Below are 14,577 nucleotides of genomic sequence, written 5' to 3' on the forward strand. Positions count from 1 at the left end.
CCGCGCGGGAATGCTCGAAGATAGCTACGCTGGTCACACGGTCACCACTGTCGGCAGGCGGCCGGGAGAGGCCGGTGCGCGATGCGTGAGTTGCTCGGGCAGGTGCTCGCGCTGCTTCCCGATCAGGCCGTCGCGCTGGCCAGGATCGTCGATCGAACCGGTGCGGGACCTCGGGAAACCGGGGCCGCGATGGTGGTCACCGCCGACGGGTCGGTGCTCGGATCGCTCTCGGGTGGTTGCGTCGAATCGGCGGTGCTCGCCGCCGCCCACCAGGTCCTGCTCGACGGGCAGGCGAGCCTCGAGCACTTCGCCGCCCCTGACGAACTCGCCGTCGGCCTGCCCTGCGGTGGCGAGATCGAGGTCTTCGTCGAACGCCTCGACCACACCGACCTTCCCGCCCTGCGCGCCCTGCACGCCGCCCTCGAGGCCCACTCCCCGGTCGCCTACGCCACCACCCTGGAGTCGACCCCCGACCGTAAACTTCTCCGCCCCGGCGACACGGCACCGTGGCGCGGCCTCGACCATGACGCCGCCGCCCTGCTCACCGCCGGGCACAACGGCATCATCGGCGCCCAGGACTGCACCCCCGCTCTGCCCGACCGCCCCCGCACCTTCGTCCAGGTCTTCCGCTCCCCCGCCCGGATGATCCTGGCCGGCGCCAACGACTACACCCGCGCCCTGTCGGTCTCCGCCGCCCACCTCGGCTACCACGTCACCGTCGTCGACGCCCGCGAAACCTTCACCACCGCATCGCGTTTCCCCGCCGCCGACGAGGTGGTGGTCGACTGGCCCCACCGCTACCTCGAGGCCGAACACCACGCGGGCCGCATCGACGCCCGCACCGTCGTCTGCGTCCTCACCCACGACCCCAAATTCGATGTCCCCCTCCTACTCTCGGCCCTGCGCCTCCCCGCCCTGGGTTTCCTGGGCGCCCTCGGCTCCCGCCGAGCCCACACCGACCGCACCCACCGCCTCCACGAAGCCGGCCTCACCACCCCCGAAATCGCCCACATCCGAAGCCCCCTCGGCCTGGACCTCAACGCCCACACCCCCGAAGAAACCGCCATCTCCATCCTCGCCCAAATCCTGGCCGAACGCGGCAACGCCACCGCCCGCCCCCTCACCGCCCTATCCGGACCGATCCACAGCAACACCGACACCTGACGCCAGAACTTCGACACCCCGCGCAGGGAGTGCCCCGCAGATGGTCAACACCGGGTACCGCAGTTAGTCAACCGGGATGGCGACGACTCAGCTTTCGGGCCGACGCAGAAGGGTGAACAGAATGGAGTACATGATGCGTTGTGATCGTGATGCCGCCGTCTTTACGCTGGAGGCATGCGCACAACGATCGATCTACCCGACGACCTGCACAGTCAGGCGATGGCGATCGCTCGTGATACCCATCGCAGCTTCAGCGCGACCATAGCCTGCTTGGTACGCCGTGGGCTTCAGCGGGACAGCGGTTCAGGAGTCACCGAACAGAGACGCAGCACGAAGACCGGCCTGCCGACGATCACCCTCGGCAAAACACTGACCTCGGAAGATGTCCGCGCATTGCAGGATGAGTGACGCCCCTGCTCGATGCCAACGTCCTGATCGCGCTCGTCGTCACCGATCACACGCATCATGATGCGGCGGAAACCTGGTTCGCCGACTCCGAGGACAACTTCGCTACCTGCCCGATCACCCAGGGCAGCTTGGTCAGATTGCTGCTCCGCGAGGGCTGGCCCGTGCCGACCGCGCTGGCAGCACTGGCGGCGATGTCGAGCCATGAGCGTCATGAGTTCTGGCCGGACTCAGTAGCGTTCACCGATATCACGCTGGACGGTGTCATCGGCCACCGCCAGGTCACCGACTGCTATCTGGCAGCCCTTGCACGAGCAAAAAAGGGCCGCCTTGTCACCTTCGACAAAGGCTTGGCCGCTCAGCACCCGGACGTGTCCGAACTTCTGAGCGTCTGATCTCAGGCGCGGAAGATGCCCTCGAAAGGGTTCCAGCTCTGTGGGTTTCGTGTCGTGTGGAGGTAGTAGGCGTAGTCCGCGCTGGCGCCGTACAGGCCGGCGAGGGCGAAGGGGACTGCTCGCCAGATGAATTCGGGGATGTTGCCGAAGCGGATCGCGAAATCCACCATGGCGAGCAGGGTTACCACCGTCGCGCTGAGGGCGAGCAGGGTCAGGGCCTTGCGCCACATTCCGAGGGTGAGGAAGTAGAACGGTCCGAAGATGAAGGCCAGGACGTTCCAGTTCCAGAAGGCGCGTTCCTTGAACGACTTCTGCCGCAACGCTTGCTGGAACGGCCGTCCGGCCGGTGCCCCGTGCGCGTCGAAGAACTCGAACCGCTGGCGCCACCGCGGTTTCACCCCGGCATAGTCGACCGACCGAACCTGATCCATCAATCCCCCCACTGGTGATCTCTCGACAACTTCCCCTCCACCGTAGCCCATCCGATGGTTCCGAGAGGCAGCGAAAGGACGCCCCATCACCGAAGTGACGAGGCGCCCGCTCGACAATGCTAGGCCGCAACCTGTTCTGGCCGAAGGGTTTTCATCGGGGGACGATCCTCGAGCGAGACCGAGGTGGTGTGGGCGATGAACTCGCCCTCGATCAGTGGGAACTGCGTGAGCGGCGCCCCGGAGTCGGGGACTCCGCTGCGGCGCAGGGCGGTGCCGAGGATCTGGCGACTCATGACGCCGAGGTCGGACAGGGGACGGTTGCGGTGGGTGCGCACGCCCAGGTTGACCTGGGTGATGGCGTGCAGGCCCATCGCGTCGTAGGTGTCGAGCAGCAACCCGATCTCCACCCCGTAGCCGGGCGCGAAGGGCACGGCGGTGAGCAGTTCGCGGGTGCCCGCGTACTCGCCGCCGAGCGGTTGCAGAACCTGCGCCAGTTCGGGGCGCAGCGCGGCCAGCAGGGGCCGGGCGACGAGTTCGGTGACCCGCCCGCCGCCGTTGGCGTCCACCGACTCGCCCTGTCGCAGCGGCCGCCGGTAGTACGCCTTGGACAGGTGCGTCCCCTGCATCATCAGCAGCGGACCCAGCAGCTTGGGGACGAAGGCGGGGTCGGGGTCGATCAGGTCGGAGTCGACGAAGGCGATCAGATCGCCGGTGGTGGCCGCCAGCGAGCGCCACAGCACCTCGCCCTTGCCGGGGACCGGCTCGAGCTCGGGGACGGCCTCCTCGCGGGTGATCACGTCGGCTCCCGCCGCGCGTGCGCGGTCGGCGGTGGCGTCGGTGGACCCGGAGTCGAGCACGACCAGTTCGTCGACGAGGGTGCCGAGCAGCGGCCGGATACTGGCCACGACATCGGCGACGGTGTCCTGTTCGTTGAGCGCGGGCAGCACCACCGAAACGGTGCGGCCCGCCTTGGCGGCGACGAGTTCGCCGACCGTCCAGTCAGGGGTGTCCCAGGTGTGGGTGGTGGCCCAGGCGGGCTCGCGGTGTTGGATTTTCATGCCAGACCTCGCAGAGTTCGTGCGGGGGGCCGGATGCCCTGGATTGCGGCGATCATGTCCACGACCCGCCGTGTCTCGGCGACTTCGTGAACCCGGAAGATCCGAGCGCCCGCGGCGGCCGACCACGCGGTTGCCGCCAGTGTGCCCTCGACCCTTTCGGTGAGACCTACACCTAGAGTCTCCCCGATAAAATCCTTGTTACTCAGTGCCATGAGAACTGGCCATCCGGTTTTTACAAGCCCGTCGATTCCGCGCAACAACTCGAGCCCGTGATAGGTGTTTTTTCCGAAATCGTGGGTGGGATCGATCACGATGCCATCGCCGCGCACCCCCGCCGCCGCAGCTTTTTCGGCGGCGGCCACCAGCGTCGCGGTGACCTCACCGACCACATCGGCGTAGCGCACGCGGTGCGGGCGGGTGCGCGGTACGGCCCCACCGGTGTGGCTGCACACGATCCCGGCCCCGGTCTCGGCCGCGACGTGCACCAATTCCGGGTCGGCCCCCGCCCAGGTGTCGTTGATCAGGTCGGCTCCCACCCCGACCGCCGCCCGCGCGACGTCGGCGCGCCAGGTGTCCACACTGATCAACAGCTCAGGAAATTTCGCCCGAATCGCCGCGACGAACGGCACCACCCGTCGCGTTTCCTCGGCCGCGTCGACGGTGGCGCCGGGCCCCGCCTTCACCCCGCCGATGTCGACCAGGTCGGCGCCCTCGTCGACCGCCCGGGTGACCCGTTCCATCGCGGCCGCGTCACTGAAGGTGGCGCCCCGGTCGTAGAACGAGTCGGGCGTGCGATTGACGATCGCCATCACCAGCGCGCGATCGTTCGCCACCGGACGCCCACAGAGCAGCCCGTCCGCTACCGACGACGGTGACCCGCTGCCGCTCGTGGCGCGGGCGTGCGGTTCGGGCGTGCCCGGTGAGGTACCCATGTTCATTCGAGATCAGACCTATCGCGGGGCTCGACCGGCCGCGACGTCGGCCGCGTACTCGTCGTAGGCCGGAACATACCCCTGGGTCGGCCCCGAAAGCACATACAGCCGACTGTCCGCGTCGGGCGCGTAGCCCTGCTTGCGCAACTCCACCTTGCGACTCTTGAACGTCGAGGTCTGTTCCAACTCCGCGACCACCCGCACGAACAGCGGCACCGCGTAGAGCGGCAGCCGCCCGTACACGGTCGCGGCGAGGGCCTTCCCGTCGAAGGTCGCGCCCTCGGCCAGCGTGATCGCGGCCATGCCCGCCTTGCCGTCGGTGCCGGGGATGTCGACGCCGTAGACCACGGCCTGGTCGATGGTCTCGTCGTGCCCGAGCGCCCCCTCGACCTCGGTGGTGGCCACGTTCTCGCCCTTCCATCGGAAGGTGTCGCCGAGCCGGTCGACGAAGGCGATGTGCCAGAAGTGCTGGTCGCGCACGAGGTCGCCGGTGTCGAACCAGCAGTCGCCCTTCTTGAACCCGTCGCGCACCAACTTGGCCTCGGAGGCTTTCGCGTCGGTGTAGCCGTCGAAGGGCTGGCGGTTGTTCACCTTGGCCAGCAGCAGCCCGACCCCACCCGACCGCACCCGGCGCAGCTTGCCGTCGCGACCGCGGCGCGGGTGGCCGGTCTCGTCGTCGTATTCGACGACGGCGTAGGGCAGCGGGCACAGTCCGGCGGTGCGGTCGACGCCGAACGCGTTGACGAACGCCAGCGGCGCCTCGCTGGACCCGTAGAACTCGACCACCCGGCCGATCCCGAACCGGCGCCGGAATTCGTCCCACAGCTCGGGTCGCAGCCCGTTGCCGACCGCGAGCCGGACCCGGTTGCCCTTCTCACCGGGCCGCACCGGCTGGTTGAGCAGGTACCGGCACAGTTCGCCGATGTAGATGAACGCGGTGGCCCGTTCGCGCGCGATCTCGGCCCAGAAGCCCGAGGCCGAGAACTTGCGGCCGAGCACATAGGTCGACTCGCCCGCGAGCACCGCCGACAGCGCGACCGTGAGCGCGTTGTTGTGATAGAGCGGCAGGCAGCAGTAGAGGGCGTCGTCGCCGCGCAACCGGATGCCGAGCCCGCCGAGGCCGGACATGCTCTTGGTCCAGCGGTGGTGGGTCATCACGCTGGCCTTGGGCATACCGGTGGTGCCGGAGGTGAAGATCAGAAAGGCCCGCTCCCCCGCCCTGACCTGCGCGCACACCGCGGGATCGGAATCGGTTGCGGTGCGGGCGGATTCGGCCAGGTCCTCGGCGGCGAGCAGGTTCGCGGCGGGCTCGGGCAGCGAGTCGATCGCCTCCTGGCATTCCGCGCCGACGACGGTGAGCACGCTGTCGAGCAGGCCGATGCTGTGGGCCAGGACCTGGTCGCGCTGGTTGTAGTTGAGCAGTCCCACGGTCGCGCCGAGTTTGAGCACCGCCAGTGTGGTGAACAGGGTTTCGGGTCGGTTGGTCATCAGCACGCCGACCACGTCCCCGCGTCGCACGCCGCGCTCGGTGAGCACCGCGGCGTAGCGGTTCACCTCGCTGTTGGCGGCGCGGTAGGTGTAGGCGCGGCCCTCGAATCGCAGGAACACCCGGTCGGGCCTGCGGTGGGCGACCCGCTGGAAGTACAGCCCGATGGAGGCTTTGTCCTTGGGCCCCACCAGCATTCCGCGCGCGTTGCGCAGCATGCCGGGGGCGTCGAAGGCCATTCCGGGCAGGGCTTTGGCCAGGTCGAACACGCTTACGGTGTCGCGGGCGTCAGTGCTCACGTCGATCTCTCCTACGGTGCGGCCGGTTCCAGCGCGGCGAACGCGGCGGGCAGGTCGGTGGTCACGATGAGCCGCTCACGCGCCTGTCGCGAGACCAGGCCGCGCCCGGACAGTTCGTCGAGCCAGTGGAACAGCCCGTCATAAAAACCGTTGGCATCCAGTACGACAACGGGTTTGGTGTGTTCGCCGAGGTAGCCGCCGGTCCAGGTCTCGAACAGTTCCTCGAGGGTGCCCACCCCGCCGGGCAGGGTCAAGAACGCGTCGGCGCGCTCTTCCATGAGTTGTTTGCGCTGGCGCATGGTGTCGGTGACCAGCAGTTCGTCGGCGTCGACATCGGCGACCTCGCGGTGCACGAGGTGCTTGGGGATCACCCCGATGGTGTGCGCGCCACCGGCCCGCGCGGCGGTGGCGACCGCGCCCATCATCGACACGTGACCGCCGCCGGAGACCAATTGCCAACCGCGCCGGGCGATCTCGGTGCCCACGCGGGCGGCCAGGCTGATCAGTTCGGGCTCGGCGGTGCTGGCCGAGCAGTACACACAGACGGAGTAGCTCACCACTGATCCTCGGCGCCGAGAGCTTCGATATCGGTGGGTTCGACGGTCTCGCCGGTTTCGCCCGCGATGATCCGCACGACCTCCTCGACGCTGTCGGTGATCTGGATCAGGTCGAGGTCCTCGGGCGAGATCTTGCCCGACACGGCCATCGAGTCACGCAGCCAGTCGACCAGGCCCTGCCAGTAGGCCGAGCCGAACAGGATGATCGGGAACCGGGTGATCTTGCGGGTCTGCACCAGGGTGAGCGCCTCGAACAGTTCGTCGAGGGTGCCGAAGCCGCCGGGCAGGCACACGAAGGCCTGCGAGTACTTCACGAACATCGTCTTGCGGACGAAGAAGTAGCGGAAGTTGATGCCCAGGTCGACCCATTCGTTGAGCCCCTGCTCGAACGGCAGCTCGATCCCGAGCCCGATCGAATAGCCGCCCGCCTCCGAGCAACCCTGGTTGGCCGCTTCCATCGCGCCCGGTCCACCGCCGGTGATCACCGCGAAACCGGCCTCGGTGAGCGCGGCGCCGATCGCCACGCCCGCCGCGTACTCGGGGTGGTCGCGGCCGGTGCGCGCCGAGCCGAACACCGTCACCGCGGGCGGGATCTCCGCGAGCGCGCCGAAGCCCTCGACGAACTCGGCCTGGATCCGCAGCACCCGCCACGGATCGGTGTGTACCCAGTCGCTGTCCTGCCGGGTGTCGAGCAGGCTGCGATCGGCGGTCCGCCCGCCGGGCTTGCGCTGACGACGCAACATCACCGGCCCACGGAACTTGGGTTTCACCTTGCCGACCTGTTCATCAGCGGATTCGGTAGACATCCCACCAACCTACTGTGTCGGATCGGCGCCCGGACCGCGCCCGGTGATCCGGGTTCCGTCTCGAGGTCGCGCCGGCGGTTCGACACGCGTTCGGAGAAGAGTGGCATTTTCGTGCACTCGGACGCGCATCGGACCGTTTTCCGGGCCGAATTGCTCAGGAGTGCACGAAAATGCCACACCGTTGGACCGGACGATCTAGCGCGACAGATAGGTCCGCAGCATGGCGGTGACGGCGGTGATCTGGCTCAGCGGGACGTGCTCGTCGCGCTTATGGGCCAGGTTGGGGTCGCCGGGCCCGAAGTTGACGGCGGGAATGCCGCGCGCGGCGAAGCGGGACACGTCGGTCCAGCCGTACTTGGCGCGCACGCCACCGCCGCCGTGGGCGTTGACCGAGTCGATGAGGGTGCGCGCGGCCGGGGCGGTGAGGCCGGGCAGGGCGCCGGGTGAGGAGTCGGTGACCTCGAAGCTCACGTCGAGCCCGGCGAAGACCTCGCGGACGTGCGCGATCGCGTCCTCGACACCGCGATCGGGGGCGAAACGGAAGTTCACATCCACCTCGGCGACATCGGGCACCACATTGCCCGCGACCCCGCCGGACACCCGCACCGCCGACAGGCCCTCGCGATACACGCACCCGTCGATGTCGACCTGGCGCGCCGTGTACTCCGACAACCGCTGCAGGATCGGCGCGAGACCGTGAATCGCGTTCTCCCCCAACCACGCTCGCGCCGAGTGCGCCCGCACGCCCGAGGTGCTCAACCGCACCCGCAGCGTGCCCTGGCACCCGGCCTCGATCCAACCGGCCGACGGCTCACCGAGAATCGCCAGATCGCCCTCGAGCCATTCGGGCAGTTCCCGTTCGATCTGGCCGAGCCCGTTGAACTCCGCGGCGATCTCCTCGCCGTCGTAGAAGATCAGCGTGAGGTCGTGGGCGGGATCCTCGATCGTGGCCGCGAGGTGCAGGAAGACCGCGTCACCGGACTTCATATCGACTGTGCCGCAACCGAACAGCACCGCCTCACCGTCGACCTCGTCCGGTCGACTCGGCACATTGTCGGCGATCGGCACCGTATCCAGGTGCCCGGCCAGGATCACCCGCGTCGGCAGCCCCCGCTGTGTCCGCGCCAGCACCACATTGCCGTGGCGCACCACTTCGAACCCGGTGGTCTGCTCCCGGAGTGCCTGCTCGACCAGGTCCGCGATCTTGGCCTCGTCGCGCGAGACGCTGGGCACGTCGACGAGGTCGGCGGTCAACTGGATGGGGTCGGCACGCAAATCGAGAGTCACATCTCGACAGTAGTACGGGTGAGCCCTCGATCCCGGGATACCGGCCACGTGGCCGATCGCACAGGGCCCGCGGCACAGCTCGGCGTGCGGACCGGGCAAAATGAGCCCCGTGAGTATTCAGGGAGCGACAGCAGTCGGTATTGCCAATGTGACCTCGGACGGGACCGTGCTCGACACCTGGTACCCCAGCCCCGAGCTGGGCGAGTTCACCGAGACCGGCTCGAAGCGGCTCGACGCGGCCGAGGCGGGCGAGTTCGCCGAGCTGCTCGGCGTCGATGCCGCGCGCGGGGTCGAGGTGATCGCGGTGCGCACCACCATCGCGGACCTGTCGGCCGCTCCCGTCGACGCGCACGACGTCTACCTGCGCCTGCACCTGCTCTCGCACCGTCTCGTGCGCCCGCACGGCCTCAACCTCGACGGCCAGTTCGGCCTGCTCAGCAATGTGGTGTGGACCAACCACGGCCCCTGCGCGGTGGACGGCTTCGAACAGACCCGCCTGAAGCTGCGCGCCCGCGGCCCGGTGACGGTGCTCAGCGTCGACAAGTTCCCGCGCCTGGTCGACTACGTGGTCCCCGCCGGCGTGCGCGTCGCCGACGCCGACCGGGTCCGCCTCGGCGCGCACCTGGCCTCGGGCACCACCGTCATGCACGAGGGCTTCGTCAACTTCAACGCGGGCACCCTGGGCAACTCGATGGTCGAGGGTCGCATCTCGGCTGGTGTCGTGGTCGGCGACGGCTCCGATGTGGGCGGCGGCGCGTCGATCATGGGCACCCTGTCCGGTGGCGGCACCCAGGTGATCTCGGTGGGCGAGCGTTCGCTGCTGGGCGCCAACTCCGGGCTCGGCATCTCGCTGGGCGACGACTGCGTGATCGAGGCGGGCCTCTATGTCACCGCGGGCACCAAGGTGACCGGCCCCGACGGCACGGTCGTGAAGGCCGCGACCCTGTCGGGTCGCAACAACCTGCTGTTCCGCCGCAACTCGACCACCGGCGCGGTCGAGGTCGTCCCGCGCAAGGGCACCGGCGTCGAACTCAACGCCGCGCTGCACGCCAACGACTGATTTCCCGCTGTTCGGCAAGGCCCCGTACCTCCTCGGAGGGCGGGGCCTTTTCGCTGTGTCGCGCATCACTGTCACAGCGCTTCGACCCGCCGCATCTCATGGTCGACACGTTGAAATCCACGGCAGGAGGCACAGATGAACATCGTGGTGATCGGGGCAGGGTACGCGGGAACGCTCGCCGCGAATCGGCTGCATCGCAAGATGCCCGACGCGCGGATCACCGTGGTCAATCCACGCGGTGAGTTCATCGAGCGGGTGCGTCTGCACCAGCAGATCGCGGGCACCGGCGAGGCCGCGCGGCCGCTGCGCGAGATGCTGCGGGATCCGATCGGGATCGCGACCGCGACCGTGGACAAGATCGGCGACGGCACCCTCACCCTGTCCGACGGTCGGAATCTGGATTTCGACCACGCGATCCTGGCCGTGGGCAGCACCGCGAATCCGCCCGTGGGCGCGATTCCGGTCGCCACCTGGGAGGGTGCGCAGCGGGCGCGCGCGGAGCTGGCGGCGCTGGCGGCCGGGGCGATCGTCACGGTCATCGGCGGCGGTCTCACCGGGATCGAGACCGTGACCGAGATCGCCGAAGCCCGCCCGGACCTGCGGGTGCGACTGGTGAGCGACACCGTCGGCGCCTCGCTCTCGGCCGGTGGGCAGCGGCGCGTTCGCGCCGTTCTCGATCGACTGCATGTCGAAATCGTGACCGAGCACATCACCGAAATCGGCGCCGCCACTGTGCGATTGGACTCGGGCACCGAACTGCGCTCGGACCTGACCCTGTGGGCCGTCTTCGCCGAAGTCCCCGCACTCGCCGCCCGCAGTGGCCTGGCCGTGGACGCCGACGGCCGCGCCCTGGTCGACGAGAACCTACGCAGCATCACCGACCCGCGCGTGTTCGTGGTGGGCGATTGCGCGGCCGTGCCCGGGATGCGCATGGCCTGCGCCACCGCCGGGCCGCAGGGCGCGCACGCGGCCGATACCCTGGCCAGGATGAGCAAGGGACGTGCGCCGCGACCGTTCTCGCTGGGTTACGCGGGGCAGGGCATGAGCCTGGGCCGCCGCGACGCCCTGCAACAGCTCACCGACCGCGCCGACAATCCTCGCCGCGTGGCCTTCAGCGGGCCGATCGCGGTGGTGGTCAAGGAGCGCGTCACCCGCTACGCCGCCGACGCCTCGCGCACCGGCCGCAGCGTGTGGTTGAAAGGTCCGCGCCGGTGACCCACGAGGACATCTTCACCGAGAACCGGCGGCTGCTGTTCTCGATCGCCTACGAGATCCTCGGCACCGTCGCCGACACCGAGGACGTCCTGCACGACAGCTACCTGCGCTGGCGCGGGGTCGACCTGGCGCTGGTCGAGAGCCCGCGCGCCTACCTGGCCCAGATCGTCACCCGCCAGGCGCTCGGGATGCTGCGTTCGACCGCGCGCAGGCGCGAGGAGTACATCGGGCCGTGGCTGCCCGAACCGCTGGCCACCTCCGCCGACGGTGGGGTCGAGCACGTGCTCACCGGGGAGGCGGTGAGCACCGCGATGCTGCTGGTGTTCGAGAAGCTCACCCCGGTGCAGCGGGCGGTGTTCGTGTTGCGCGAGGTGTTCGCGTTCGACTACCCGGAGATCGCGGCCGCGGTCGACAAGTCCGAAGCCGCTGTACGCCAACTGGTTCACCGCGCCCGCGACCGCGTGCACGCCCACCGCCACACCGCGATCGCCACTCCCGAGCAGGCTCAGTCGGTGGTCGAACGGTTCATGATCGCCTCCGCCACCGGCGATGTGCAGGCCCTGATGGACGTGCTCGCCCCCGACGTGGTCTTCCTCGGCGACGGCGGCGGCGTGGTGAACGCGGTGCGCCGCCCGGTTCTCGGCCAGGACAAGGTCGCCCGACTCGTCCTCGGCCTTCTCGCCAGGGGACAGCGCATGGGCGCGATGGACGTGCACCTCGGCATCTACAACGCGATGCCCTCGATCCTGGCGAGCTTCGACGGGGTGCTCGACCAGGTGACCTCCATCGAGGTCACCGGCGAGGTGATCACGGCCATCTACAGCGTGCGCAATCCCGACAAGCTCAGGGGCGTCAAAGTTCCGGAGTAGTTGTTCAGGAGAGCTGCTTCTTCTGCACCTTGCCCATCGCGTTGCGCGGCAGGGTGTCGACGAAGCGGACCTCGCGTGGGCGCTTGTGGGCGGAAAGTTGTTCGCCCACATGGGTGGTCAGCTCCACGGCGAGATCCTCGGAGCTGTCGTCGCGGGGCACGACGAAGGCCACGATCCGCTGGCCGAGGTCGTCGTCCGGCAGGCCGACCACGGCGACTTCCGCGACCGCCGGATGCCCGAGCAGCGCCGTTTCGATCTCGCCCGCGCCGATGCGGTAGCCGCCGGATTTGATGAGGTCGATCGACTCGCGGCCGACGATGCGGTGGAACCCGTCGGCGTCGATGACCGCGACGTCGCCGGTGCGGAACCAGCCGTCCTCGGTCCAGTCCTCGGCGGTCGCGTCGGGGCGGTTGAGGTAGCCGTCGAACAGCATCGGCCCGCGCACCTGGAGCCCGCCGATGCTCACGCCGTCGTGCGGGACGGGTTCGCCCGTCTCGTCGCGCAGTCGTGTCTCGACCCCGCGCACGGGCGTGCCGACCCAGCCCGGCCTGCGCTCGCCGTCCGCGCGGGTCGACAGGGTGATCATGGTTTCGCTCATGCCGTAGCGCTCGATCGGCGCCTGGCCGGTGAGTTCGGCGAGCTTGTCGAAGACCGGGGTCGGCAGGGGCGCGCTCCCGGAGACCAGCAGTCGCGCCTTGCCCAATTCGCGGGCCAGTTCCGGCTTTTCGACGATCCGGGACCACACCGTCGGCACACCGAAGTACAGGCTGCCGCCCGCCGCCGCGTACGCCTCGGGAGTGGGCTTGCCGGTGTGGATGACGGGACTGCCGACGCGCAGCGGACCGAGCAGTCCGAGGATCAGGCCGTGCACGTGGAACAGCGGAAGTCCGTGCACCAGTGTGTCTTTCCACGTCCATGCCCACGCCTGCACCAGCGCGTCGAGGCCGGCCGCGATCGCGCCGCGGCTGAGCATCACGCCCTTGGGCGCGCCGGTGGTGCCGGAGGTGTAGAGGATGAACGCGACCGAGGCGGGGTGCGGTTCGGGATAGGTGTGCCAGGAGCGGGCGTGCAGGCGGACCGGAACCACCGGCAGCTCGGTGCCCTCCGGCGCGGTGCCGAGCCATGCCTGCGCCCCCGAATCGCGCAGAATGTGTTCGCGCTCAGCGACTCCCGCGTCCGGCGGCACCGGGACCACCGTCACCCCGGCGATCAGGCAACCGACTACCGCCAGCACCGTGCGCACGGTCGGCTCGGCCAGTACCGCGACCCGGTCGGCGCGCGAGATCCGTTCCGCGACAGAGGTTGCCGCGCCGAGCAGATCACTGCGCGACAGGGTGGTGCCGTCGATGGTGAGGGCGTCGGGGATATCGTCCCCGGCCGCGACGGCGATCGGATTCAACGAGGCGAGCAGCAGCGGCGGACCGTAGGACATCCGTCCACGCTAACGCGGCCGGCCGCGACGGCGGCTGTCGCCGGTCCGTTGACACCCCGACGACATGATGAGACATTTTACGTGTAACTCTCTCACCGGAGAGGCTTCACCGACGTGAACGGGGTCGACGATGACCATCCTCTCGCGCGCACGGGCCGGCCGATCGAAGTCGGGGCAGTTCGATGTCCGTGACCACATCGACGGCGCCGCCGCCTTCTACGGGGCGACCGCCAACATCATCATGCAGCTCAGCCTGCCGCCCGTCGGCTACGGCGTCGCCGAATCCACGGTCCACACCGGCAGCATCACGCGCCATCCCGTGAAACGCACCCGCACCACACTCACCTACCTCTCGGTCGCCCTGCTCGGCACCGACGCCGACCGCGCGGCCTACCGCGCCGCCATCAACTCCGCGCACCGCCACGTGCACTCCACCGCCGCGAGTCCCGTGCGCTACAACGCCTTCGACAAGAACCTGCAACTGTGGGTGGCGGCCTGCCTGTACTGGGGTTCCAACGACGTGCTGACCCGCCTCTACGGCCCGCTCGACGAGGCCGTCGCCGACGAGTTCTACGACTACGCCCACCACCTCGGCACCACGTTGCAGGTCCCCCGCGACATGTGGCCGGCCGACCGCGCGGCCTTCGCCGACTACTGGTCCACCCACCTACCCCGCACCACCGTGGACCCCACCATCAAGGCCTACTTCGACGGCCTGCTCGACCTCACCATGCTCCCCACCCCCCTGCGCCTGCTCTTCGCGCCCTTCCACCGCTGGTTCACCACCGGCCTGCTCCCCCCACACCTGCGCGACCAACTCGACCTCACCTGGACCCCCGCCGACGAACGCCGCCTGACCCGCCTACTCCACACCACCGGCCGCCTCTACGCCCACCTTCCCCACCCCCTACGCAACTTCCCCTTCAACGCCACCCTCGCCGACATGCGCCGCCGCAACCGCCAGGGCAAACCCCTGATCTGACCCGACCCACCGCCTGCATCGGCTCAGTCCAACGTCAGATCGGTGGCGCCACCTGCCGTGGCAGTCGCGGATGCGCCGCCAGGTACACGGCGCCCATGCCGCCGCGTCCGAGCAGCCGGTCGATCCGATATCCCGCGAAGACCGTGCCGGCCGCGAACTCCACCCCGTGCATCCGTTGCGCGCCTTCCGATCCCGTGCC

Annotated in this window: 16 protein-coding genes; 7 read left to right on the plus strand and 9 right to left on the minus strand. The window is 69.2% G+C overall.

All coding sequences use genetic code 11. The features are described 5' to 3' along the window. Positions 1-81 precede the first annotated feature (81 nt). The 3 genes from ACFP3H_RS23120 to ACFP3H_RS23130 all read left to right on the plus strand — a co-directional run bounded on the left by ACFP3H_RS23120 (position 82) and on the right by ACFP3H_RS23130 (position 1,964). On the plus strand, positions 82-1,164 hold the full coding sequence (locus ACFP3H_RS23120) for an XdhC family protein (RefSeq protein WP_378609120.1): 1,083 nt from the start codon (positions 82-84) through the stop codon (positions 1,162-1,164). A gap of 174 nt (positions 1,165-1,338) precedes the next feature. Beyond that, on the plus strand, positions 1,339-1,572 hold the full coding sequence (locus ACFP3H_RS23125; protein WP_378609122.1) for an antitoxin: 234 nt from the start codon (positions 1,339-1,341) through the stop codon (positions 1,570-1,572). Then, positions 1,569-1,964 (plus strand): TA system VapC family ribonuclease toxin, encoded by a 396-nt coding sequence (locus tag ACFP3H_RS23130; RefSeq protein WP_378609123.1) that lies wholly within the window; start codon positions 1,569-1,571, stop codon positions 1,962-1,964. Before ACFP3H_RS23125 ends, ACFP3H_RS23130 begins: the two co-directional genes overlap by 4 nt. Positions 1,965-1,966: 2 nt before the next feature. Here ACFP3H_RS23130 and ACFP3H_RS23135 read toward each other — a convergent pair whose 3' ends face one another. The 7 genes from ACFP3H_RS23135 to dapE all read right to left on the minus strand — a co-directional run bounded on the left by ACFP3H_RS23135 (position 1,967) and on the right by dapE (position 8,820). After that, positions 1,967-2,362: a DUF2628 domain-containing protein gene (locus ACFP3H_RS23135; RefSeq protein WP_378609125.1), complete on the minus strand. Its 396-nt coding sequence runs from the start codon at positions 2,360-2,362 to the stop codon at positions 1,967-1,969. Between the two features lie 152 nt (positions 2,363-2,514). Next, positions 2,515-3,453: a glucosyl-3-phosphoglycerate synthase gene (locus ACFP3H_RS23140; protein WP_378609126.1), complete on the minus strand. Its 939-nt coding sequence runs from the start codon at positions 3,451-3,453 to the stop codon at positions 2,515-2,517. Beyond that, a complete protein-coding gene (gene folP / locus ACFP3H_RS23145; protein WP_378609128.1) occupies positions 3,450-4,385 on the minus strand; it encodes a dihydropteroate synthase in 936 nt (311 codons plus the stop codon). Before folP ends, ACFP3H_RS23140 begins: the two co-directional genes overlap by 4 nt. Before the next feature lie 18 nt (positions 4,386-4,403). Next, complete coding sequence (locus ACFP3H_RS23150) at positions 4,404-6,170, minus strand: long-chain-acyl-CoA synthetase (protein WP_378609129.1); 1,767 nt, start codon at positions 6,168-6,170, stop codon at positions 4,404-4,406. Between the two features lie 11 nt (positions 6,171-6,181). Next, positions 6,182-6,727, minus strand: a complete 546-nt coding sequence (locus tag ACFP3H_RS23155; protein ID WP_378609131.1) for an LOG family protein — start codon at positions 6,725-6,727, stop codon at positions 6,182-6,184. Then, the gene (locus tag ACFP3H_RS23160; protein WP_378609132.1) at positions 6,724-7,533 is read right to left on the minus strand and encodes an LOG family protein; all 810 of its coding nucleotides are present in this window, start codon (positions 7,531-7,533) and stop codon (positions 6,724-6,726) included. The genes ACFP3H_RS23155 and ACFP3H_RS23160 overlap by 4 nt, the downstream gene beginning before the upstream one ends. Positions 7,534-7,728: 195 nt before the next feature. After that, on the minus strand, positions 7,729-8,820 hold the full coding sequence (dapE, locus tag ACFP3H_RS23165) for a succinyl-diaminopimelate desuccinylase (RefSeq protein ID WP_378609134.1): 1,092 nt from the start codon (positions 8,818-8,820) through the stop codon (positions 7,729-7,731). 109 nt (positions 8,821-8,929) lie between these two features. On the opposite strand from dapE, the gene dapD reads away from it, so the two are divergent. From dapD to ACFP3H_RS23180, 3 genes are all read left to right on the plus strand, one after another. Further along, positions 8,930-9,880 carry a 2,3,4,5-tetrahydropyridine-2,6-dicarboxylate N-succinyltransferase gene (gene dapD, locus ACFP3H_RS23170; RefSeq protein WP_378609135.1) on the plus strand — a complete coding sequence of 317 codons (951 nt, stop codon included), beginning with the start codon at positions 8,930-8,932 and terminating at the stop codon, positions 9,878-9,880. Positions 9,881-10,015: 135 nt separating this feature from the next. Next, positions 10,016-11,095 (plus strand): NAD(P)/FAD-dependent oxidoreductase, encoded by a 1,080-nt coding sequence (locus tag ACFP3H_RS23175; RefSeq protein ID WP_378609137.1) that lies wholly within the window; start codon positions 10,016-10,018, stop codon positions 11,093-11,095. Then, a complete protein-coding gene (locus ACFP3H_RS23180) occupies positions 11,092-11,964 on the plus strand; it encodes an RNA polymerase sigma-70 factor (protein ID WP_378609138.1) in 873 nt (290 codons plus the stop codon). Before ACFP3H_RS23175 ends, ACFP3H_RS23180 begins: the two co-directional genes overlap by 4 nt. A gap of 4 nt (positions 11,965-11,968) precedes the next feature. On the opposite strand, the gene ACFP3H_RS23185 is transcribed toward ACFP3H_RS23180, so the two are convergent. Beyond that, positions 11,969-13,396 carry an acyl-CoA synthetase gene (locus ACFP3H_RS23185; RefSeq protein WP_378609140.1) on the minus strand — a complete coding sequence of 476 codons (1,428 nt, stop codon included), beginning with the start codon at positions 13,394-13,396 and terminating at the stop codon, positions 11,969-11,971. A gap of 130 nt (positions 13,397-13,526) precedes the next feature. Here ACFP3H_RS23185 and ACFP3H_RS23190 point away from each other — a divergent pair, with 130 nt between their 5' ends. Next, positions 13,527-14,378 carry an oxygenase MpaB family protein gene (locus ACFP3H_RS23190; RefSeq protein WP_378609141.1) on the plus strand — a complete coding sequence of 284 codons (852 nt, stop codon included), beginning with the start codon at positions 13,527-13,529 and terminating at the stop codon, positions 14,376-14,378. Between the two features lie 34 nt (positions 14,379-14,412). Here ACFP3H_RS23190 and ACFP3H_RS23195 read toward each other — a convergent pair whose 3' ends face one another. Further along, positions 14,413-14,550, minus strand: coding sequence for a hypothetical protein (locus tag ACFP3H_RS23195; protein ID WP_378609601.1), 138 nt, complete (start codon positions 14,548-14,550; stop codon positions 14,413-14,415). Positions 14,551-14,577 lie beyond the last annotated feature (27 nt).

The sequence above is a fragment of the Nocardia lasii genome (genome assembly GCF_042658545.1).
Taxonomy (GTDB): Bacteria; Actinomycetota; Actinomycetes; order Mycobacteriales; family Mycobacteriaceae; genus Nocardia; species Nocardia lasii.